Annotated in this window: 23 protein-coding genes and 1 tRNA gene; 4 read left to right on the top strand and 20 right to left on the bottom strand. The window is 72.8% G+C overall.

All coding sequences use genetic code 11. The features are described 5' to 3' along the window. Positions 1–13: 13 nt before the first annotated feature. Complete coding sequence (locus AB1673_05740; GenBank protein ID MEW6153478.1) at positions 14–646, top strand: DsbA family protein; 633 nt, start codon at positions 14–16, stop codon at positions 644–646. Positions 647–680: 34 nt separating this feature from the next. Here AB1673_05740 and AB1673_05735 read toward each other — a convergent pair whose 3' ends face one another. The 10 genes from AB1673_05735 to AB1673_05690 all read right to left on the bottom strand — a co-directional run bounded on the left by AB1673_05735 (position 681) and on the right by AB1673_05690 (position 9,621). Further along, entirely contained in the window at positions 681–2,687 is a 2,007-nt protein-coding gene (locus tag AB1673_05735; GenBank protein ID MEW6153477.1) for an alkaline phosphatase family protein, read from the bottom strand. A gap of 440 nt (positions 2,688–3,127) precedes the next feature. Continuing rightward, positions 3,128–3,535 (bottom strand): PIN domain-containing protein, encoded by a 408-nt coding sequence (locus AB1673_05730; GenBank protein MEW6153476.1) that lies wholly within the window; start codon positions 3,533–3,535, stop codon positions 3,128–3,130. Continuing rightward, entirely contained in the window at positions 3,532–3,711 is a 180-nt protein-coding gene (locus tag AB1673_05725; protein MEW6153475.1) for a hypothetical protein, read from the bottom strand. Before AB1673_05725 ends, AB1673_05730 begins: the two co-directional genes overlap by 4 nt. 432 nt (positions 3,712–4,143) lie before the next feature. Next, complete coding sequence (locus AB1673_05720; protein ID MEW6153474.1) at positions 4,144–4,392, bottom strand: Arm DNA-binding domain-containing protein; 249 nt, start codon at positions 4,390–4,392, stop codon at positions 4,144–4,146. A 111-nt stretch (positions 4,393–4,503) separates the two neighbouring features. Further along, a tRNA-Pro gene (locus AB1673_05715) sits at positions 4,504–4,581 on the bottom strand. Positions 4,582–4,631: 50 nt separating this feature from the next. Next, complete coding sequence (locus tag AB1673_05710; GenBank protein ID MEW6153473.1) at positions 4,632–5,480, bottom strand: DM13 domain-containing protein; 849 nt, start codon at positions 5,478–5,480, stop codon at positions 4,632–4,634. Between the two features lie 49 nt (positions 5,481–5,529). After that, entirely contained in the window at positions 5,530–5,727 is a 198-nt protein-coding gene (locus AB1673_05705; protein MEW6153472.1) for a hypothetical protein, read from the bottom strand. Between the two features lie 3 nt (positions 5,728–5,730). Continuing rightward, positions 5,731–6,822 (bottom strand): PP2C family protein-serine/threonine phosphatase, encoded by a 1,092-nt coding sequence (locus AB1673_05700; protein ID MEW6153471.1) that lies wholly within the window; start codon positions 6,820–6,822, stop codon positions 5,731–5,733. Positions 6,823–6,865: 43 nt separating this feature from the next. Beyond that, positions 6,866–8,203: a ribosome biogenesis GTPase Der gene (gene der, locus AB1673_05695; protein ID MEW6153470.1), complete on the bottom strand. Its 1,338-nt coding sequence runs from the start codon at positions 8,201–8,203 to the stop codon at positions 6,866–6,868. Continuing rightward, the gene (locus AB1673_05690) at positions 8,200–9,621 is read right to left on the bottom strand and encodes a DUF512 domain-containing protein (protein ID MEW6153469.1); all 1,422 of its coding nucleotides are present in this window, start codon (positions 9,619–9,621) and stop codon (positions 8,200–8,202) included. Before AB1673_05690 ends, der begins: the two co-directional genes overlap by 4 nt. A 70-nt stretch (positions 9,622–9,691) precedes the next feature. Between AB1673_05690 and ispH the strand changes: the two genes are divergently transcribed. Then, entirely contained in the window at positions 9,692–10,711 is a 1,020-nt protein-coding gene (gene ispH / locus AB1673_05685) for a 4-hydroxy-3-methylbut-2-enyl diphosphate reductase (protein ID MEW6153468.1), read from the top strand. Between the two features lie 55 nt (positions 10,712–10,766). On the opposite strand, the gene AB1673_05680 is transcribed toward ispH, so the two are convergent. From AB1673_05680 to AB1673_05640, 9 genes are all read right to left on the bottom strand, one after another. Next, positions 10,767–11,414, bottom strand: a complete 648-nt coding sequence (locus AB1673_05680) for a lysophospholipid acyltransferase family protein (protein MEW6153467.1) — start codon at positions 11,412–11,414, stop codon at positions 10,767–10,769. Beyond that, positions 11,414–12,022 (bottom strand): (d)CMP kinase, encoded by a 609-nt coding sequence (locus tag AB1673_05675; GenBank protein MEW6153466.1) that lies wholly within the window; start codon positions 12,020–12,022, stop codon positions 11,414–11,416. The genes AB1673_05680 and AB1673_05675 overlap by 1 nt, the downstream gene beginning before the upstream one ends. Further along, positions 12,019–13,092: a prephenate dehydrogenase/arogenate dehydrogenase family protein gene (locus AB1673_05670; GenBank protein ID MEW6153465.1), complete on the bottom strand. Its 1,074-nt coding sequence runs from the start codon at positions 13,090–13,092 to the stop codon at positions 12,019–12,021. Before AB1673_05670 ends, AB1673_05675 begins: the two co-directional genes overlap by 4 nt. Continuing rightward, a complete protein-coding gene (gene aroH, locus AB1673_05665; protein MEW6153464.1) occupies positions 13,076–13,444 on the bottom strand; it encodes a chorismate mutase in 369 nt (122 codons plus the stop codon). The genes AB1673_05670 and aroH overlap by 17 nt, the downstream gene beginning before the upstream one ends. Positions 13,445–13,624: 180 nt before the next feature. Beyond that, positions 13,625–15,049 (bottom strand): D-alanyl-D-alanine carboxypeptidase/D-alanyl-D-alanine-endopeptidase, encoded by a 1,425-nt coding sequence (dacB, locus tag AB1673_05660; GenBank protein MEW6153463.1) that lies wholly within the window; start codon positions 15,047–15,049, stop codon positions 13,625–13,627. Then, positions 15,030–16,001: an N-acetylmuramoyl-L-alanine amidase gene (locus tag AB1673_05655; protein ID MEW6153462.1), complete on the bottom strand. Its 972-nt coding sequence runs from the start codon at positions 15,999–16,001 to the stop codon at positions 15,030–15,032. The genes dacB and AB1673_05655 overlap by 20 nt, the downstream gene beginning before the upstream one ends. A 57-nt stretch (positions 16,002–16,058) precedes the next feature. Continuing rightward, positions 16,059–16,823 (bottom strand): pseudouridine synthase, encoded by a 765-nt coding sequence (locus AB1673_05650; protein ID MEW6153461.1) that lies wholly within the window; start codon positions 16,821–16,823, stop codon positions 16,059–16,061. Then, positions 16,820–17,395, bottom strand: coding sequence for an SMC-Scp complex subunit ScpB (gene scpB, locus AB1673_05645; protein MEW6153460.1), 576 nt, complete (start codon positions 17,393–17,395; stop codon positions 16,820–16,822). The genes AB1673_05650 and scpB overlap by 4 nt, the downstream gene beginning before the upstream one ends. Further along, the gene (locus tag AB1673_05640; protein MEW6153459.1) at positions 17,388–18,212 is read right to left on the bottom strand and encodes a ScpA family protein; all 825 of its coding nucleotides are present in this window, start codon (positions 18,210–18,212) and stop codon (positions 17,388–17,390) included. The genes scpB and AB1673_05640 overlap by 8 nt, the downstream gene beginning before the upstream one ends. A gap of 81 nt (positions 18,213–18,293) precedes the next feature. On the opposite strand from AB1673_05640, the gene trpS reads away from it, so the two are divergent. Next, entirely contained in the window at positions 18,294–19,292 is a 999-nt protein-coding gene (trpS, locus tag AB1673_05635; GenBank protein MEW6153458.1) for a tryptophan--tRNA ligase, read from the top strand. After that, complete coding sequence (locus AB1673_05630; protein ID MEW6153457.1) at positions 19,289–19,534, top strand: hypothetical protein; 246 nt, start codon at positions 19,289–19,291, stop codon at positions 19,532–19,534. Before trpS ends, AB1673_05630 begins: the two co-directional genes overlap by 4 nt. 17 nt (positions 19,535–19,551) lie before the next feature. Here AB1673_05630 and AB1673_05625 read toward each other — a convergent pair whose 3' ends face one another. Continuing rightward, positions 19,552–20,355, bottom strand: a complete 804-nt coding sequence (locus AB1673_05625; GenBank protein ID MEW6153456.1) for an RNA methyltransferase — start codon at positions 20,353–20,355, stop codon at positions 19,552–19,554. Positions 20,356–20,363 lie beyond the last annotated feature (8 nt).

Here is a 20,363-nt window from a genome sequence, read left to right as displayed (position 1 = left end):
CTACGGTGTCGCCGTGGGGGATGCCGGCCGGGAACGGCGGATCGAGGTCTTCGCCGACGTCTACTGCCCCTTCGCCTACGCCGGCCTGCGCCGGCTCCTCGACCGCCGCTACGAGGTTGCGGGAGGCTTCCGGTTGCACGTGCGGGCCTGGCCCCTCGAGCTCGTCAACGGCCGTCCCCTGCGCCCTCTGGCCGTCGCCCGTGAGGTCGAGGCCCTGCGCAGCCAGGTCGTGCCCCAGCTGTTCACGGGCTTCGACCGGGAGGCTTTCCCGGCCACGACCCTGCCCGCCCTGGCCCTGGCCGCCAGCGCGTACGACGTCGACCTGAGCACCGGGGAGGCGGTGAGCATGGCACTGCGCCACGCCCTGTTCGAGGAGGGCCTCGACGTCTCTCGACCCCAGGTGCTGGCCGAACTGGCCGGGGCCCACCGCGTCCCCGCCCCGCAGGCGCACCACGGCGACCGCGTCCGGGCCGACTGGGAGGAGGGACGTCGGCGGGGAGTGGTCGGCTCCCCCCACTTCTTCGCGGGCGACAGGTCGTTCTTCTGTCCCGCCCTGGGGGTCGACCACGGCCAAGACGGCCTCCGGGTGACACCCACCGACGACGTGCTCTCGGACCTGCTGGACGCCATCGGCACGATGGGCTGAGCCGGGCCGGGCGGCCGCTGTCCCGCGGGCGGCCTCAGGTGGACGGGCGGCCCCGGCGGGCGGCGTCGGCCGCCGCCCGGAACAGGGCCATGGCCCCCACGGCGCTCTCGGCCCCGGTTCCTCCCACGGCCCGGCCCACGGGCCCGGCGGCCATGGGCCCGGGCGCGGCTGGGCCACCCGGCTCGGCCGCCAGAGGGGCGAGGACGTCCTGGACCGCGCCTTCCAGCGCGGCCAGTTGCGTCTCGAAGGCGGCGTCGCCCCGGGCCACGGGCGCGCTCACCAGGGGCGCGGGGTCGGGGGCGGCCACGAAGGCCTCGGTCTTGACCATGCCCGGGCCGGTGGGCGTGGGCGCCGTCGGTGAGGCCCGGTCGACCAGAAGGTGCAGGAAGTCGTTGGCCTCATCGTCGCGGCGGGTCAGGCTGGCCTGGTCGGGAGCGAACAGGCGCCGGAGCGTCGCCGGGATGCTGGCATGGTCGAACACGTCAGCCGAGACGGTCGCGGGCTCGGTCCACGGCGACACGATGACGGCCGGCACCCGGGGGCCCAGGTAGGAGAACTCGAAGGGCCGGCTGTTGTAGTCCAGGAACCAGCCGGCCAGGTTGCGGGCCAGGCTCGGGCTGCGCCCCGCCATGGGCTCGGGCGGGGTGGCCGCCGGGGGCGGCACGTGATCGTAGAAACCGCCGTGCTCGTCGTAGGTGATCACGAACACCGTGCGCTCGAAGAGGGACTGGTTGGCCACCAGTGCGTCGTAGATCGAAGCGATGAGCGCCTCGCCCCGCTCGAAGTCCTCCGACCCGTAGCGCTCGTTGTTGCCGGGGTGCTGGCTGTTGGCCCCCGCCCCCGTGTGGCACGGCTCGACGAACGAGTACCGGGCCATGGTGGGGTTGGACGGGGACCACCGCGATATGTCCTCGACCAGGCGGTCGAGGGGAAGCCAGTTCTTGGCCCGCCAGCCGGTCCACAGCTTGCGAAAGGCGATCACCTGGGGGACCTGGTCGTAGTAGATGCGCCAGGCCGGGTCGAGCCCGGGGCCTTGCGCGGGCGGGAAAGACCGTTCCAGCAGCTCGAAGATCGTGGGGTCGTCGTAGAAGCCGATCTCGATGTCGACGGACTCGTCCGACGTGCCCGCGTGGGCGAAGTTGCGGTTGGGCCACGTCGCCCCCGGGACCGAGGAGAACCACCGCGTGCAGACTGCGTACTCCCGGGCCAGCTTGGCCAGGACGGGCACCTGGGACGGCGGCATGCAGCGCATGACGTTGCGGCTCTCGGCCGTCACCCGCCCCTCGGGGACCCGCGCCCGCTGGACCATCGACCCCCGGGTGCTGGCGATGAACGCCAGCACGACGGCCCACGTGACCAGGGGCCACATGACCCAGCCCGGTTCCCCGCCCACCCAGTGCCCCAGCCCCTGGCCGGCCAGCGCCACGACGACGGCGGGCACGGCCAGCAGCAGGGCCCGAGTCCGCCCGCTGACGCCGGGTGCGGCCCTCAGTTCCAAGGCCCCCCACAAGCCGGCGAACACTACGGCCCCGGCCACCAGCCACGGCAGGAAGGCCCGCCAGCCCCCGAGGATGCCGAGGCGGGCCAGGTTGTAGAAGGCGGCGCCCCCGACGACGCCGGCCAGCGGGCTAAGGGCCACCACCCGCCCCCAGCGCACGACGGTCACCTGCTCCTTGCCGGCCAGCTTCTGCCCGTAGGCGGTGGCGAAGCCGTCCATCTGGAACCGGCCCCGGCGCAGGTGCATCTGCTGGAGCGCGGAGACGTGCCCGTGCGGCGGGTCGAGCCCCAACCTGGGGCCGGCGTCGGCCGTCGGGCCGGCCGTGCCGGCCGCCGGGTTGTTCAGGTCGACCGGCACAGGCGCAGGGAGCGACACCGAGAACCCGCCGAACTCCTCGGGCTTCGGATGGTCGAGGAAGCCGAGCATGTGGTCGAACGACCGGTTCTCCAGCATGAGCACGATCACGTGCTGGGCCCGCTCCCGGGCCGTCCGCAAACCGTCCTCCGACAGCGGCTCCCGCCGGTAGGTCCCCGACCTGCTCACGCCCTCACGTTGCCAGAACCGGCCCACCGCTCGCCAGAGCAGCACTCTTGCGATTATGTCGTGTTGGCGAATGACGCCTTGTGACGAATTTTCGTGACCGTTTCGTGACCATCGCGTGACCGCGCTACACGTCGGCGACACGCTTGGGGACCTCCGTCAGCCGTCCCCAAAGCGCCTGCGCCACGAAGGGTTGGGTCCCGGGCGGCGTCTCATAGAACGTGAGGATGGACGAGGCGGACGCCGAGATCTATCGCAAGTACGCAGGGCCGTGCGCTTGCTCTGGAACGCGTCGAGCAACTGTGCGGCGGGAACGCCGCGAAGCGCCGAGGGCGATCACCAGGATCGCTCGGGAGCGCAGCGGCACAGACACCCAGCGCCGAGCGGCCACGCGCCCGGGCATTGGAGCGATCAAGGATGACCTGGGCATGTCCCCACCGCGTTCAGGCCTCGGTCCTCAGGTCGAGGGAGGGGCAACCCCGGAATACTCGGTCGTTGGCCACCAGGGGAATGTTCCAGCGAATCGCCGTTGCGGCGACCCAGAGATCGCCGTTGTGCTGCTTCTGATGAAGCGGATGACCGAACGTCCTGCACTCATTCCGCAATTGGGCAACCGTCCGAACCGTTTCGATGTCGACGGGCAACGTGCGTGCTCGGCGGATCAGCCGGTTCATGGCCCCAACCCGGGCAGTCCCCCACCCCGCCTTCAGCGCGCCGTAGAGCGCCTCAGCCACCGTCTGCGGCGCGACGGCAAGTCGCTCCCCAAGCAGGTGCTTGTTGTACAGAGAGGCAAGTGGAGAACCACCGCGCATCCGCGCCGTGAAGACGTCGGTGTCGACCAGAACGGTCACTCGTCCAAGGCGTCAACGAAGGCTTGCCACTCGTCGTCCGTCAACCCCTCGATCTCGAAACTCTCATCCTCGGACAGGGGGGCGACGTCGACCATTAGCTCGTCAAGCGACGGAGGGCTCCAGAACAACGCGTTTGCCCGCTCGATCGTGTCCGGCGTAGGCGTTGGCTCCGACATGTGGATCCTCCCTCTACGCCGATTGTACGGGCCGCCAAGAAGCCCTGGCGGGCTTCGTGTTCCATTGTCCGCAGGGCGCGTCCCCGGGTCGTCAAGGCTTCCCCACGGGCGGCCTGCGGCCGGCCTTGACAACCCTCGCCGGCTTCGCCCCGGTTGACGGTCTCGCGGCCGAAGCCGGCGAAGTGTCGGCTCCGTGATCTGCTCCTCGATCCGGTCGAAGACGGCCTTGACGCGCTCGACAAGCACCGGGTCGTCGGTGTCGATCCACTCTTCGATCGGAACGTCCAGTTGGTCCAGGAACCGAATGAGCCTCGGCCTCGGCCGCTCCTCCTCGCCGAACAGTGCTCACGACAGCGAGCCGGTTGCGGGCGAAGTCGATCGCCTCCCAGCCGAGCCCGAGGGCCTCGCTCCGGCGTATCCCGGTACCAAGCATCAGGACCCACAGTGCGGCCAGGCGGTCGTCCTTGGTGGCTTCGAGGAACTGGCGCGCCTCCCCCGCCGTTGCCGTTGTGGCGGCCCGACTCCGACAGCTCGGCGTACAACCGCTGGAGCACCTGCGGCGTCTTCCTTGCGGGTACGGAAGCCGCCCTTTTTGCACTGACGCCGGCGTCCATCGGGCGAGGGAGGAAGGTCGACAACGAAGCTCCACGTGTCGCCTCGCCGGAAGACCCGCCCTCGCACGGTCACGAGGGTACCGGAGGGCTACGACAAGTTCCGTGACCATTTCGTGACCATCTGTGACCACGAGGGCCCGGTGGTCAGAGGGACACCCCCTCTGACCACGCTCTTTCTTGGTCGGGCTGGCCGGATTTGAACCGGCGACCCCTTGACCCCCAGTCAAGTGCGCTGACCAAGCTGCGCCACAGCCCGTACCTACGGGCGACAGTGTAGGTCTACGCCGGGCCCGGCGCGACCATCCCCTAGGGAGTGAGGGCGGCGGCCGCGTAGGCGATGGCCACCGGGGCACACCAGATGACGATGGACCCGACCTGGTCGAGGGGGACGTCGGCCGGGATCATGTAGTTCTGGCTGCCTAGGGTCGACTTGAGGTTGCCGAGCACCCAGTAGTCCCCGGACACGGCGTCGGCACTCGTCTTGGGGTTGGGGTGGGTGTCGAGCCAGACGAACAGGTCGGTGTTCTGGTTGACCTCCAGGTCCTCGATGCGCAACGCCCGAGTGCCGTCGGCCAGTTGGTAGATCCGGGCCGTTCCCTTCCCCTGCTTCTCGACGTTGTAGAACTCGCCCTGGCTCAAGACACGGGCCGACGCCATGGCCGGCAGCGGGGGCTCGTTGAGGGGGGTCTCGACCTGCTGGTCGACGATCAGCTCCCAGCCGCCGGTGGCGACCACGTTGAGCCGGACGGTGCCCGTGGTGATCGAGAATCCCTCGCCCTCGCCCGGGCAGGCCTCGCTGTCGACCAGGGGGCCGGGGCGCCGGGGCGGGGGGTCGGTGTCGACCGCCAACGTGCCCGTGGTGCACTTCCACCGGGCCCGCCACTGAATGGCATCGGGCAGCACTTCGATGGGTGCGGTGACCTGGGGACCGGTGCCCGAAAGGGTCACGATCGTCTCCCACCGGGGGGCCGACTTGGTCTGCTCGGCTGGGGTGGTGTCCAGGGGCTGGGGAGCCCGGGCCTCGCCGGGACCAACCGCCTGCCCACCCGCGGCCGTCCCCCCGTCGCCGTCCCCGCTCCCGCAGGCGGCCGCCACCAGGGCCAGGGAGACCACGACGGTGGCCAGGCGCGCGCCGCGGGCGGTCCGGGGGGTCACAGTCCCACCCTACCGAGGGCGCGTAAACAAGTCGTTATCACCCGGGGCCTCAGAACCGGGCCACGAGCCAGTCGACCCCCTGGACGGCCCTCCAGCCCAGGTAGACGACCAAGGCCACGACCAGCAGCTTGAAGTGCCACGGCGCCTTCGGGGGCGGCCCCAGCTCCTGTCCGCACTGGGGGCAGCCACCGGTGGCCGAGAGGTCCCCGTCCGCCCGGTAGGCGGAGCATTCCTCACACCACGGCATAGGTCAGGACTTGCGGATCGCCAGGATGGCCACGTCGTCGCGCAGGGGCGAGTCCGAGAAGTTGCGGGCCGCGGCCAGCAGTGACTTGCACAGCACGTCGGGGCTCACCATGGTCTTTCCCCGGATGAACTGGGCGATTCGGTCCTCGCCGAACAGGAGCTGGCCCTGGCGGGCCTCGGCCAGCCCGTCGGTGTAGAGCAGGAGCAGGTCTCCAGGGTCGAGAGGGATCTCGCGGCTGTTGAACCGGGCCTTGGGGTCGAGGGTGAGCAGCGGCCCCGTCGAGCGCAGGGGCCGGACCTCGCTGTCGTGCCACAGCCAGGCCGGAGGGTGGCCGGCCGAGGCCCAGCGCAGCGTCCCCACGTTCTGGTCGAACACGGCCACGCACAACGAGACGAACTCCTCGGGCTTGGTCTGGGCCGAGATCTGGGCGTTGAGCTCCTCCAGCGCCTGGGCCGGGTCGCGGTACTGGCGCAGGAACACCCTGAGCAGGTACTTCACCTGGAAGGCGGTGATGGCCGGGTCGATCCCCGAGCCGGACACGTCCCCGATCACGGCCACCATGCGGTTGGGGCCCACGGGGTACATGTCGTAGAAGTCGCCGGCCATGAGCCCCGAGCCGGCCTCGTACATCTGGCCCACCTCGAACCCCGGGAAGTCGGGCAACTGCTCGGGGGCCAGACGGGCGGCCCACCGCCGGGGGGCGAGCCGCTCCTGGTCGATGACCTCCTTGGCCCGCCGGGCCAGCGTGGCCCGCTCCTCGAGCAGGTCGGCCTCCTGGGCGAAGCGGCGGCCGTACACCAGGGTCATGGCCACGGGGATGACCAGGAGCATCCTCACCGGGGTGTTGGCCACCGGGTTGGTCGTCAGGGACCCGACGAGGGCACTGAAGCCGGCGATCATGTAGAGGACGGTGTTGTGGACCTCCTTGCGGTAGGCCGACCGGGCCAGGTCGGCGGCCACCGCGTCGCCGTCGCTGCGCGCGCCGCGCAGACGTCGCCACGAGCGCTCCAGACGGAGTGCCGATCTCCCCCAGATGACGGCCCCGACGAAGCAGCCGGCGGCAACCAGCAGGAGAACGGGGTTCTCGAGCGTCACCAGTCCTCGATGGTAGGCCGCCGCCGGGTGGAATGCCGCCGGCTCACGCCGTACGCCTCCGCACACGCACCTTTACGGGCGTGGGCCCGAAGTCGAAATGCTCGCGGATGCGCCGTTCGAGGTAGCGCAGGTACGAGGGCGGCAGGGCCCGGTTGGTGAACAGCGTGAAGGTGGGCGGGTCGGCCGCCCCCTGGGTGGCGTAGAGGACCTTGGCCCCGGGCGCGGGCTGGGCCGCCTGGGCCGACTGGATGAGCTGGTTCAGCTCCCGGGTGGGCACCCGGCGGGCCGACGACGTGAGCGCCTCGTCGAGCGCCGGCAGGATGCGGTGCGCCCCCTTGCCGCTGGACGCGCTCACCTTCAGCACCGGGGCGTAACCCAGAAAGCCCAGGCGGTCGGCCACGTCGATGGTGACGAGGGCCCGCTGCTCGGCGTCGAGAAGGTCCCACTTGTTGAGCACGATGACCACGGCCGTGCCGGCCGCGTCCACCCGCTCGGCCAGGCGCTGGTCCTGGTGGGTGACCCCGGCGCTGGCGTCGATCACCAGCAGGGCGGCCCGGGCGTGGTCGATGGCCTGGAGCGCCCGGACCAGGGAGTAGTACTCCGGGCCTTCGTCGATGCGGCTCTTGCGCCGCATGCCGGCGGTGTCGACGAACCGGAACATTCCGTGGGGGGTTTCTACGACCGTGTCGATCGTGTCCCGAGTCGTACCGGGCTGGTCGTGGACCACCGAACGTTCGTCCCCGATGAGCCGGTTGAACAGCGTGGACTTGCCCACGTTGGGCCGTCCCACGATGGCCACCGAGGGCACCGAGGCGTCTCGGTCCCCCTCGGGGGCGGAGCGGTCGCCGTCATCGGCGAGGTCGGCGGTGGGGCCTGGCTCAGGCCCGAGGGCGTCGACGACGGCGTCGAGCAGGTCGCCGCTGCCCCGCCCGTGGAGGGCGCTGACCGCCAGCGGGGTGCCCAGGCCGAGCCGGGCCAGCGCCCAGGCGTCGGGTTCACGCTGCTCGCTGTCGACCTTGTTGGCCACCACGATCACCGGTCGCCCGGTCCGGCGCAGGATGGCGGCGACCCGGTCGTCCTCCTCGGTCACCCCGACGGTGGCGTCGACCACGAACACGACCACGTCGGCCTCGGAGATGGCTCGCTCGGCCTGGGCGCTGACCTTGGCGTCGAGGACATCGGTGGTGGCCAGCCACCCCCCGGTGTCGACGATTAGGAAGTCCCGGCCCCGCCAGTCGGCGGCCAGCTCCTTGCGGTCGCGAGTGACACCCGGCTGCTCCTCGACGATCGCCTCCCGCCGGCCCACGATGCGGTTGACCAGAGTGGACTTACCCACGTTGGGGCGACCGACCACGGCCACCACCGGCAGGCCGGCGGTCACCGGGCGGCCTCGGCCAGGGCGCGGCGCAGGGCCAGCCCGTCGGTGGGCACGACCTCGACGGGCTCGGGCAGGTCGGCGGGCGTCGTGCCGTCGAGGAACGCTCCCCCCGACAGGCACACGTCGGGCAGCAGGTAGCGGCCCCCCGGTGGACGGGTGGCCATGGCGGCCGCGATGTCGCGACCCACGAGCAGGCCGGTCACGGCGATGTTGCCTCCGAAGAACTCGTTGGGAACGGCCAGCAGGTCGACCCCGGGCAGCAGCGGCCCCAGCACCTGCGCCCCGTACTCGCTGGTGATGACCGTCGCCGGCCCGTGCCCGACTTGCCCGGGCTCGGCGGGGCCGCCGGTACCCAGGCCGGCACAGCAGCCGGGGGGGGCGGCGGGCTCGGCATCGGCTCCAGCCGTGTCGCCGGCGGCCGCGCGGGGGGCCCGGTAGCCGGCCGGCGGGGCGCCGTCGACCCAGGCGAAGAAACCGGGTTGGACGCCTAGGGGCTCCTCGCGCCGGCCCGCCAGTTCGAGCTCGAAGGCCCGGGCCATTCCTATGCCGTCCTCGTGCATGGGAAAGCCCTCGTAGGTCTCGGCCGGCGGGAAGGGCCGGCCGGCCAGCAGGTAGTACTCGTCGGCCGCGAACGCCACCCGCCGCCCCACGGCGCCCAGGAACAGCTCCTGCCAGGTCTCGACCGTGGCGAGGACGGCAGCTGCCTCGTCGCGGGTGTGGGGCCGCAGCGAGGGCTCGGTGGAGTGGCGGCTGACCCCCAGCGGGACTATGCACGCCGTGGCCAGTTCGGGGTACTCGTCGAGGATGCCGGCCAAGGTCGCCTCCAGGGCAGGCCCGTCGTTAACCCCCGGGCACACCACGACCTGGCCGTGGACCTCGATGCCGTGGTCGAGCAGCGCCCGCAACCAGCGCAGGCTGGTCGCCCCTCGCCGGTTACGCAGCATCCGTGCCCGCAGCTCGGGGTCGGTGGTGTGGATGCTGACGTTGATGGGGCTGAGCTTCTCGTCGACCACTCGTTCGAGGTCGAGCTCGGTGAACCGGGTCAGCGTCGTGTAGTTGCCGTAGAGGAACGACAGCCGGTAATCGTCGTCCTTGACGTAGAGGCTCGACCGCAGCCCGGGCGGCAGCTGGAAGATGAAGCAGAACTCGCAGTGGTTGTCGCAGGTGCGGACCTGGTCGAACACAGGTGACGACACCTCGGCCCCCAGCGCCTCGCCCGCGGCCTTGGGCACGGCCACGGCCATCTCCAGACCGCCCCGCCGGACCTCCAGGTCGAGGTCGGGCTCGTCGACGAGCAGGCGCCACTCGATCACGTCGCGAGGGGCCCGCCCACCGATCGAGACGATCTCGTCGCCGGGCTGGAGGCCGGCGCGCGCCGCCGACGAACCGGGCGCGACGGCTACGACGCGCGGGGGGGACATCGCCCCAGGATACGGCTCGCCGGTGCCCGCCAGTGCCGGCCGGTGCCCGGTCACCGGTACGGTGGGGGCCATGGCCGTAGAGAAGGTGCTCCTGGCCGCGCCCCGGGGCTTCTGCGCGGGCGTCGAGATGGCCATAAAGGCCCTGGCCTGGATGGTCAAGGTCTTCGAGCCGCCCGTCTACTGCTACCACGAGATCGTCCACAACCGGCTGGTCGTCGACCGCTTCCGCGACCTGGGAGTGGTCTTCGTCGACGACGTCACGACTGTCCCCGAAGGCGCCCCGCTCATGCTCTCGGCTCACGGGTCGGCGCCCGAGGTGGTGGCCGCCGCCCGGGCCAACGGCGGCTTCGTCGTCGACGCCGTGTGCCCCCTGGTCACCAAGGTGCACCACGAGGTGAAGGTCCGAGCCGGCAAGGGGTACACGGTGCTCTACGTGGGCCACCAGGGCCACGACGAGGCCGTCGGCACCATGGCCGTGGCCCCCGAGTCGATCGAGCTGGTCGAGAGCGAGAGCGATGTCGACAAGCTGCCGGCCGAGCTGGGCCCGGTGGCCCTGTTGGCCCAGACCACCCTCAGCCACCACGACTGGGCCGGGGTGCTGGCCGCTGCCCGCGAGCGCTACCCCGAGCTGTGGGTGCCGGGCCGCAGCGATCTGTGCTTCGCCACCACCAACCGCCAGTCGGCCCTGACCGAGATCGCGGCCCGGGCCGCGGCCATCGTGGTCATCGGGTCGGCCAACTCCTCGAACACGGTGGCCCTGGCCAAGGTGGCCGAAGCCACCGGCTGCCCGCGGGTCTACCGGGTCAACCACGCCGACGAAGTCCCCGCCGACCTGTCGGGCGTCGTGGGGGTCACGGCCGGCGCATCTGCACCCGAGGAGCTGGTAGACGCCGTCATCGCCCGCCTCGCTCCCGCTCAGGGGGTCGAGGAGGTACGCGTCACCGAGGAGGACGAGTACTTCCCTCCCCCCCGGGAACTGCGACGCCTCCTGGGGGACGAGGCCCTGGCCGACGACCGCCACACGGCCGCCAGCGACGTGCTGGCCGCCCTACGGGCCCCGGCCCCCGAGGGGACACCGGCCAGCCCCTGACGGCCGGCCTGTCACCGGCGGGGGCCGGCTCGCCGCCGCGTCGCGGCCGTGACCGTCAGCGCTCGGGCCCGGTGGCCCCGGCCCGTGACTGGGCCAGGTCGAACAGGCGCTGGACCTCGGCCCGCAGCTCCTCGGTGAGGTCGCGCAGGACCCGGCGGGGCACCCGTTCACCATCCACGGGGACCGGCGGCCGGATGGGCTCGCCCACGACCACATGCACCTTCACCGGCCTTGGGACCCTCTGGCCCTTCTTGAGGGCCCTCTCGGAACCGCCGATCCCCACGGGCACGATGGGCACACCGGTACGGGCGGCCACGTAGGCCGGCCCCTCGTAGAGGTCGGCGACCACCGGGCCCGAGCGCCGCGTCCCCTCCGGGAACATGACCAGCGGCTCCCCGCGGGCGATGACCTCCATGCACCGGCGCATGGCCTCGCGGTCGGGACCTCCCCGGCGCACCGGGAAGGCGCCCAGCGCCCGGAAGAAGCGGTTGGACAGGCCGAACTTCCAGATCGAGTCCTTGGCCATGTAACACAGCCGGCGCCGGGTCACACAAGAAACGATGGCGAAGTCGAGGAAGGACCGGTGGACGGGGGCCAGGATGAAGGGCTCGTGGCGCGGGACGTTCTCCCGGCCCTCGCACGACACCCGCCAGTAGGTGCGCAGGATCCCCTGGACGGCGTACCAGACGACCCGGTAGAGCATCACGGCACCAACCCCACGATCTCGTCCACGATGTCCTCGACCGACCGGCCCGTGCTGTCGATCACGTGGGCATCAGAGGCCGCCACGAGCGGGGAGTCGGCCCGGGTGGAGTCGAGATGGTCGCGGCGGGCCAGGTCGGCGGGGCCCTCGTCGGCCCCCCGGCGCCGGGCCCGTTCCTCCAGCGAGGCCGTGAGGAACACCTTCACCGGGGCATCGGGGAACACGACCGTACCGATGTCCCGGCCCTCGACCACGGCCCCGCCCCGAGCCGCGGCCCACGCCCGCTGGTGGGCGACCAGGGCGGCCCGCACGGCCGGCTGGGCGGCCACCGCACTGACCGACCGGTTGACGGCCGTGGTCCGCAGCTCCGACGGCCCCCACCGGTCGAACCGCCCGTCGTCGGCGATCCTCGCCAGCTCCGCCTCCGACGCCGCTCCCGGCAAGATGCCCGCGGCCAAGGCGGCGGCCGCCACCGCCCGGTACATGGCTCCCGTCTCCAGCACCTCGAGGCCGAGCCGGCGGGCCACGGCCTGGGCCACCGTCGACTTGCCCGAACCCACGGGCCCGTCGATGGCGATGACCAGCGGGGCATTCCGGGGGCCGGTCACGGCTCGAGGGCCCGGGCCGACACCCGGAATCCTCGCTGGGCCAGGGCGTCGCGGGCCCGGTCCGCAGCGGCCGCGTCGACGATGATCAGCAGGACGCCGTGGGGGCCCTCGCCGGAGTGGGCGATCTCGATGTCGACGATGTTCACTCCCAGGTCGCCCATGAGGGTCGTGACCTCGGCCAGCACCCCGGGCCGGTCGGGCACCGGCACCCTGACCTCGGCCAGCTCGCTGGGGCTCTCGGCCCGCACGGGCAGGCTGGTACGAGCGGCCCGCGCCCGTTCCAGGGCGTCGAGCAGCCCGGGCCGGTCGCCCAGCACCACCAGGTCCCTCATGGACGAGAGGGAGGCCAGCAGCTCGTCCATGGCCTTCACGATGGCCTCCCGGTTCTCGGCGCAGATGTCGGGCCAGATGCCCGGGGCACCGGCGGCGATGCGGGTCATGTCGCGGAACCCGCCCGCGGCCAGGCGCAGCAGGGCCGAGTGCTCCTCCGCGCCCTCGGCGGCCTGGACCATGAGGGCTGCGGCTGCGAGGTGCGGCACGTGGGACACGGTGGCCACCAGGTCGTCATGGCGATCGGGCGGCAGGGCCAGGACCTCGGCCCCCAGGCTCGTCACGACCGACCGGACGGCGGTGTAGGCGCCCGGGTCGGTCCCCGTGTCGGGGGTCAGCACCCAGGTCGCCCCCTCGAACAGATCGGCGAACGCGCCGTCGACACCCTCCTGCTCCGAGCCGGCCATGGGGTGGCCGCCCACGAAGCGGGGGTGGGCCACTCCGGCCACCACGGGCCCTTTGACACCGCCGACGTCGGTCACCACCCCCCCGTGCGCCAGCGTCCGGCGGGCCTCGGCCACGACGGCCGACACCGGGGTGGCGATGAACGTGATCTCGGCCCCGGGGTCTTCGCCCAGGGCATCGAGCGCCCCCAGTTCCAGCGCTCGCGCCGCTCGCCCGGGGTCGGCGTCGCGCCCCGTGACGTGCCAACCCCGGGCCCTGAGGGCCAGGCCGATCGAACCCCCGATGAGCCCCGTACCCACGATGTTCGCCCGGCGGCGCTCAGCCCGGGAGGTCATCACGCAGCCCCCGGGCTCCCTCGAGGTAGACGTGGCGCATCTCGGTCGCCGTCCGCTCCGAAGTGAGGTGCATCAGCACCCGGATGCACCGGGGCGTCCCGTTGGTGACCGCCAGTTCCCGGGCGCACAGCAACGGGACGTCACCCAGGCCCACCCCCCGGGCGGCGGCCGCCGGGAACAGCGACACCAAGTCGTCGGTGGCGGTGAAGATCACGCTGATCAGGTCGTTGTGGGACACCCCGTTGCGCTCCAGCATCTCGCGGACGAGGGCCTGGACGCGCTCGGTTATCTGCTCGGGGCTGTCGTCGTCGACAGTGGTCGCGCCTCGCAGGGCGCGTACGGCAGGGGCCACGGCCCGGAGAATCTACGCCACTTCCCAGGTCCGCTCCCGACGAGGCCTTAGGAGGATGGTGCCTTTCGCGATCGGCGCTTCGCGCCGAGCGGCCGACCTGCCCCTGACCAGCACTTCGTAGTTCGGCCGAGCCCAAGACTGGGCGGTCGGCCGCCTGGGGAGGGGTTAGACACCAGCCTCCTAGGCCGCACTGGCGGCGATGGAGGCGACCAGGTCGTCCATGGCACCGACGGCGGCCGACGCCGCCGGTCCGTTCACGACCAGCGAGAAGACCACCGAACGGCCCCCGGCCGTGCTGAGGTAGCCCGACAGTGCCCGGGACCCTCGCACCGAACCGGTCTTGGCCCGCACCACCGCCTCTCCCGGCCGGCCCCGGAAGCGCGACGCCAGGGTGCCCGTACGGCCGGCCACGGGGAGGCCCTCCAAAAGGTGCCGCCCCCACGGCTGGGCCGCGGCCGCCACCAGCAGACGCTGCCACTCCCCCGCCGGCCTGCGGTTGTCGCGGCTGAGCCCCGAACCGTCGGCGCTCAGGCCCGTCAGGACCACGCCCAGCTCGTCCAGTACGGCGTGGGCGGCCGCCAACCCGGCGGCGGTCGTGCCCTCGCCCACCCCCCGGTAACCCGTCTCCTTGACGAGGAGCTCGGCGTAGAAGTTGTCGCTCCGGGTGAGCATCTCGCCCACGAGCGCGGCCACGGGAGGGGACTCCACCGAGGCCACGACCGGTCGCTCGTCCGCGCCCAGGCCGGGGCCGGGGCTTCTGCGGTCGGCCCCAGCCACCGTCACCCCCGCTCTGGACAGAGCCTGGCGGAAGTAGCCCGCGTTGGCCCGGGCCGGGTCGGCGACGTACTCGGCGTCGATGCGTAGCCAGTTCCGACCCACCGCCAGTGCCGACAGGGGGCCCACGAACGTGGGCATGTGCCAGTCGGTCCATCCCGGGGCGGTGCGCCGGTCGTCGTAGCGGCTCTCGTCGGCCACGAGGTCCCCGGCCACGTGCCGAACCCCCGCGGCCCGCACCTGGCGGGCCAGCTCGTCGAGCCGGGCCAGGCCCAGGGACGGGTCGCCCCCGCCCACGAGCACCAGGTCACCGTGAAGCCATCCGCCGTCGATCTCGCCGGCTGCCTTGACCTCGGTGGTCAGCACGGCATCGGGCCCCAGCACCGCCAGTGCGCCCGCGGCCACCAGCAGCTTCTCGTTCGACCCCGGGAGGAGGGGCTGGTCCGCTCCGGTCGTGACCACCTCGCCCGAGCCCTCGACCCAGACCGACAGGCCCACCACCGCGCCCGCAAGCCGGGGGTCGGCCAGCCGGGCCGCCACCTCCTCGACCAGCCCGGCGGGCGGAGCCAGCGTCGTGGAGGTCGTCGTGGAGGTGGTCGAGGAGCTGGTCGTCGAGGAGGTGGTCGTCGTCGGCGTCGGCGTCGCCGAAGTCGTCGTGGACCAGGTCGTGCTCGAAGTGCCGGCCGCCGCCACGCCGGCGGTGGACGCCGGCCCCGGGGCCAGTCGGGCCCCCACGTGGGGCACGGCGGCGGCCAGCGCCAGGGCGCCCGCCAGGGCCGCCAGCCCGCGGGGCCAGCGGGTGCGCCGACTGCTAGAGCTCGGGGTCGTCACAGGGGTCGACGCCACCTCCCCCGCCCCCACCGCCCGTGCGGGGCCGGGGCGCCACCTGCCCGCCCTCGACGTAGCCCGACCCGGGGTCGTCGGTCCGCAGGAAACGGACGACGGCCCGGGCCAGGGCTTCTCCCTCCAAGCGGGCCGTGGCCGGCTGGGCCAGGAAGTCCTCTTCAGCCGGGTTGCTCAGGTAGGCGAACTCGACCAGGGCGGCCGGGACGGGCTTCGGGAGCCGGACCACCGCGTAGTAGTCGTCGCCGTCGCGCGCTCTGGACCGCCACGTCGCCCCCGCCCCGTTCCCGACCCAGCGCACAGGGTGGGCGGACAGGGCCTCGACCACCTCCTCGTAGGCCAGGCCGGCCAGGCGCCGCGATTCGTCCGAGCCCTGCTGGTAGTAGGTCTCGGTGCCGGGGAGGGCGCTGGGCGCGGTGGCGGCCGCGTTGTGGTGGACCGATACGAACACGGCCGCCCCCAGCTCCGTCGCCAGCCGGGCGCGGTTGGCCAGGTTCATCCCGTGGTCGGCGCTGCGGGTCAGCACGACCGAGACACCCTCGGCCTCCAGCGCGGCCTTGGCCTCCAGCGACACCGCCAGGTTGAGGTCGGCCTCCCGCAGGCCGTTGGGCCCGACCGCTCCGGGGTCGTACCCGCCGTGGCCCGGGTCGATCACCACTGTGGCGTGGCCCACGGGGACGGCGCCGGTGACCACCGCCTCCCGGCCGCACGGGGTGCTGACCCGGAACCCATTGCCCACCCGTTCGAGCACCGGGACGACGACCCCCGCCCGAGTCACCACCACCGACACCTCCGGGGACGGGGCCGGTGCCGCCCCCACCGACTGGGGATCGTGGGCGTCCAGCACGGCCAGGGCCCCTCCCCCCCGGCCCGTGCCCGACGTCCCGTCCCGGTACGCCCCTCCGGCCAGCAGCACCACCAGCAACAGCACGATCGGCACCGGGGCCCATCGAGCCCAACCCGAGCTCCGCACGCTCAGAGTCTCCCAGAGCACGCCTCAGCGCCGGGACGGCCTCCGGCCCCGGGCGGGCGGGGGGCGGGGGGCGGCCACCGCCTCTTGGAGAGACTGGACCTCAGAGGGCTCCAGCAGGCGCCACTCCCCCGGGCGAAGGCGGCGGTCGGCGAGGGGGCCGATCCGGGTGCGGACCAGGCGCACCACGGGGTGGCCCACGGCTGCGCACATGCGGCGGACCTGGCGGTTGCGGCCTTCGTGGAGTACCAGGCGCAGGGCGCGGTCGCCCACCAGGCTGGCCCGGGCCGGGGCCGTTACGCCGTCCTCCAGTTCCACCCCGTCACGCAGCCGGCGCAGGTCACCGGGGGTGGGCGTTCCCTCGACCTCGGCCAGGTACTCCTTTTCGACCCCGAACGACGGGTGGGCCAGCCGGTGGGCCAAGTCACCGTCGTTGGTCAGGATCAGCAGCCCCTCGGTGTCGGCGTCGAGCCGGCCCACCGGGAAGACCCGGGGTTCGGGCGGGACGAGGTCGACGACCGTGGGGCGGCCCTGGGGGTCGGACGCGGTCGTGACCACTCCCCGGGGCTTGTTGAGCAGGTAGTGGACGAGGCCGGGACGGACCGACACGACCACGCCGTCGACCTCGACCCGGACCTGGTCGGGGTCCACCCGCTGGCCGGGGACGGCCACCTGGCCGTCGACTGTCACCCGGCCGTCGGCGATCAGCTCGTCGCACACCCGCCGGCTCCCGTAACCGGCCGCGGCCAGGACCTTCTGTAGGCGTTCGCCCTCGGCCGCCGGGCCGCTCACTCCCCGGTGTCGGGTACGCCCAAGCCCCGCTCCAGAGCCTCGACGACCGCCGGTTCGGGCACGAAGTCGGCCAGGGCCGGGAGGTCGGACAGGCTGTCGAGGCCCAGCTTCTCCAAGAACAGGGGGGTAGTGCCGTAGAGCAGGGCCTGGCCCGGTCCGGGGTCGCGACCGACCTCGTGGACGAAGCCCCGCTGGCTGAGTGTGCGGATCACGGCGTCGGCGTTGACGCCCCGGATGGCGGCCACCTGGGCGCGCGACACTGGCTGCTTGTAGGCCACGATGGCCAGCGTCTCGAGGGCGGCGCCCGACAGGCGGGCCGGTTGACCGTCGAGCAGGAAGCGCTCGACGTAGGGGGCCAGGTCGGGGTGGCTCTGGAACCGGTAGCCGCCCCCCACCCGCACCAGGACGAAGCCACGGCCCTCGGACTCGTACTCGGCCGCCAACTCGGCGCACAGGTCTTCCACCCGCCCGGCGCCCAGCTCGAGGAGCTGACCCAGGAGCTGGGGGTCGACCGGCTCCTCAGCCACCATGAGCACCGCCTCGACGGCCCGCGCCGCCTCGCTCCTAGCCACCGGCCCGGCCCACAGCGGCGCTCACCAGCTCACCGGCGGCGTGGTCCGCGTCGTCGCCGGTGTCCGAAGTGACCTCGGCGTCCGATCCCTGGCCGGTCCAGACCATGACCAGCTCGCCGAAGGTGGTCGCCTGGGAGACCTCGATGCGGCCCTGCTTGTAGAGCTCGAGCACGGCCAGGAAACGCACGATGACCTCGAGGCGCTCCCCAATCCCCCGGGTGAGCTCCCGGAAGGTGACCGGGCCTCGCTCGGGCAAGGTGGCCGCCAGCTCGGCCACCGCGTCGGACACGCTCACCCGGATGGGGGCGACGTGGTCGAGCACGACCCGCACCACCGGCTTGGGCGCGGTGGCCCGCAGGAAAGCCCGGCGCAGATCGTCACCGGTGACCCCAGCCAGCACATCGGGCATGAGCTCGAGGAAGCGAGGCTCGACGCCCGCCGTTCGGGGCCATGACAGCGATGCCACCTGGGCGGCCCGGGCCAGCGCGGCCCCGGCGTCGCGGAACGTCTTGCATTCCAGCAGGCGCCCGAGCAGCAGGTCGCGCTCCTCGAGCAGGGCCAGCTCCTCCTCGGCCTCGGGGTCGTCGAGGCCGGGCAGCAGCCGCCTCGTCTTCAGCTCCACGAGCGTGGCCGCGATGAGCAGGAACTCGGTGGCCACGTCGAGGTCGAGCGCCTCCATGCGGTCCATCTCGGCCAGGTAGGCGTCGACGATGCCCGCCAGCGAGACCTGGTGGACGTCGACCTGGTCGCGCACGATCAGGTGGAGCAGCAGGTCGAACGGGCCCTCGTAAACCGGCGTCCGCACCTCGTAGGACATCGCCGCGAGGGTACCGGGGTGGCAGGCGCGAACGGTGCATATGCGACCGCCGGGCCCGGACCGGGCGCCTACGATCCCGGCATGGCAAGAGTGCTCTCCGGCATCCAGCCGACCGGCGACATCCACCTGGGCAACTACCTGGGGGCGGTCAGGCACTGGGCTGCCGACCAGCACGCGGCCGACTCCTACTTCTGCGTGGTCGACCTGCACGCCCTCACCGTGCCCCGCGAACCCGGCGAGCTGCGGTCCAAGACGATGGAGACGGCGCTGGTGCTGGTGGCCGCCGGTCTCGACCCCGACGTGTGCACGCTGTTCGTGCAGAGCCACGTGCCCGAGCACACCCAGCTGGCCTGGCTGTTGGAGTGCCTGGCCGGTATGGGGGAGCTACGGCGGATGACCCAGTTCAAGGAGAAGGCCAAGGGCGGCGACGACACCACCGCCCGGGTGGGCCTGTTCACCTACCCGGTGCTCCAGGCGGCCGACATCCTGCTCTACGACGCCGACCGGGTGCCGGTGGGCGACGAGCAGCGCCAGCACCTCGAGCTGTGCCGCGACCTGGCCGTGCGGTTCAACCAGCGCTTCGGTGAGACGTTCGTGGTGCCCGAGGCGACTGTGCCCAAGGTGGGAGCGCGCATCATGGACCTCCAGGACCCCACCTCGAAGATGTCCAAGTCGAGCGAGTCGCCCCGGGGAGTCGTGCTCGTGCTCGACGAACCGGACGTGATCGAGCGCAAGGTGCGCCGGGCGGTCACCGACCCCGACGCCCGGCCCCAGGTGCGCTTCGACCCCGAGCACAAGCCGGGTGTGTCCAACCTGCTCCAGATCCTGGCCGCCTCCACCGGGGGTGACCCCGAGGAGCTGGCCGACGGGTTCGGCGACTACGCGTCGCTCAAGACGGCGGTCACCGACGCCGTCGTCGAACTGCTGCGGCCGGTGCGCGAGCGCTACCTCGAACTGGCCACCGACCCCGAGGGCGCCGAGGGCACGCTCGTGCGGGGGGCGACGAAGGCCCGCCAGATCGCCGCGGCCACCCTGGCCCGGGCGCAGGACGCGATGGGCCTCTACCGGCCCGGCTCGTGAGCCCGGCCCGGCGCCGGGCGGCCAACCTGTTACTGGTCGCCGGCTACCCCCTGGCCGGCTGGGCCGGGCTGGGTTTCGCCCCCATGTGGCGGGCGGGCGACACCAGGCGCTTCTTGGCCTTCGAAACAGGCACCGCCTTGGTGGTGGTTGGCCTCGCCCTCCGCCGCCGCCCCGTGGAAGCCACGCTCAACGCCGCCGTCCTTCTCGCTTTGGCCGCGGCCTGGCGGCGCCGGGCGGCCTAGCCCTCAGCCCTCAGCCCTCAGCCCGTGGAGGCCAAGCGGTGCAAGGCGATGGCCGCGGCGGTGGCGACGTTGAGGGAGTCGACGCCGTCGGCCATGGGGACCCGCACCCGGCGGCCGGCCGCGGCCAGCACGCCAACTGAGAGGCCCGGGCCCTCAGCGCCCACGCACAGCGCCCACCGGCGCCCGGTGCTGGTGGCCACGGCCGCGACGTCCTCGGCTTCGGGCGACGGGGTCAGGGCCAGGACCTCGGTACCCAGGAGGGGCAGCCCGGCGAGCACACCCGGCCACTCGTCCACCGTGGCCCGGGCGAAGGGCAGGTGCAGCGAGTGGCCCACCGAGACACGCACCACCCGGCGGTACAGGGGGTCACAGGTGGTCGGGTCGAGGACCACGGCCCCGACCCCGAAGGCGGCCGCGTTGCGGAACAGGCTGCCGAGGTTCTCGTAGTCGTTGACGCCCTCCACGACGAGGACGCGGTCCGCGGCGGCCACCAGGTCCAGCGCCGGCGGCAGCGGGAGCCGTTCGGCCGAGGCCAGCGCGCCGCGGTGGAAGTTGAACCCGCACAGTTGCCCCATGACCGCCTGGCTGACCTCGTACACCGGAGAGGGGCAGCCGGCCAGCTCGGCCTCGAGGTCGCGCCCGCCCCGCTCGGTGACCAGCACCGAGCGCACCGGGTAGCGGGAGGCCAGCAGCCGGCCGACGGCCAGGGGGCCTTCGACCACGAACCGGTCCCCCGGTGCCCGCCGCCAGTGCTCCCGCAACCCGCTGTAGTCCGACAGCCGGGGGTCGTCGGCCCCGCCAACAGGTACCGGCGCAGGCACCTGCGCGT

Source organism: Actinomycetota bacterium (genome assembly GCA_040754375.1).
Taxonomy (GTDB): Bacteria; Actinomycetota; Acidimicrobiia; order Acidimicrobiales; family AC-14; genus JBFMCT01.
Note: the sequence above shows the minus strand (reverse complement) of the source record. Positions and strands in the feature narration are given on the sequence as shown.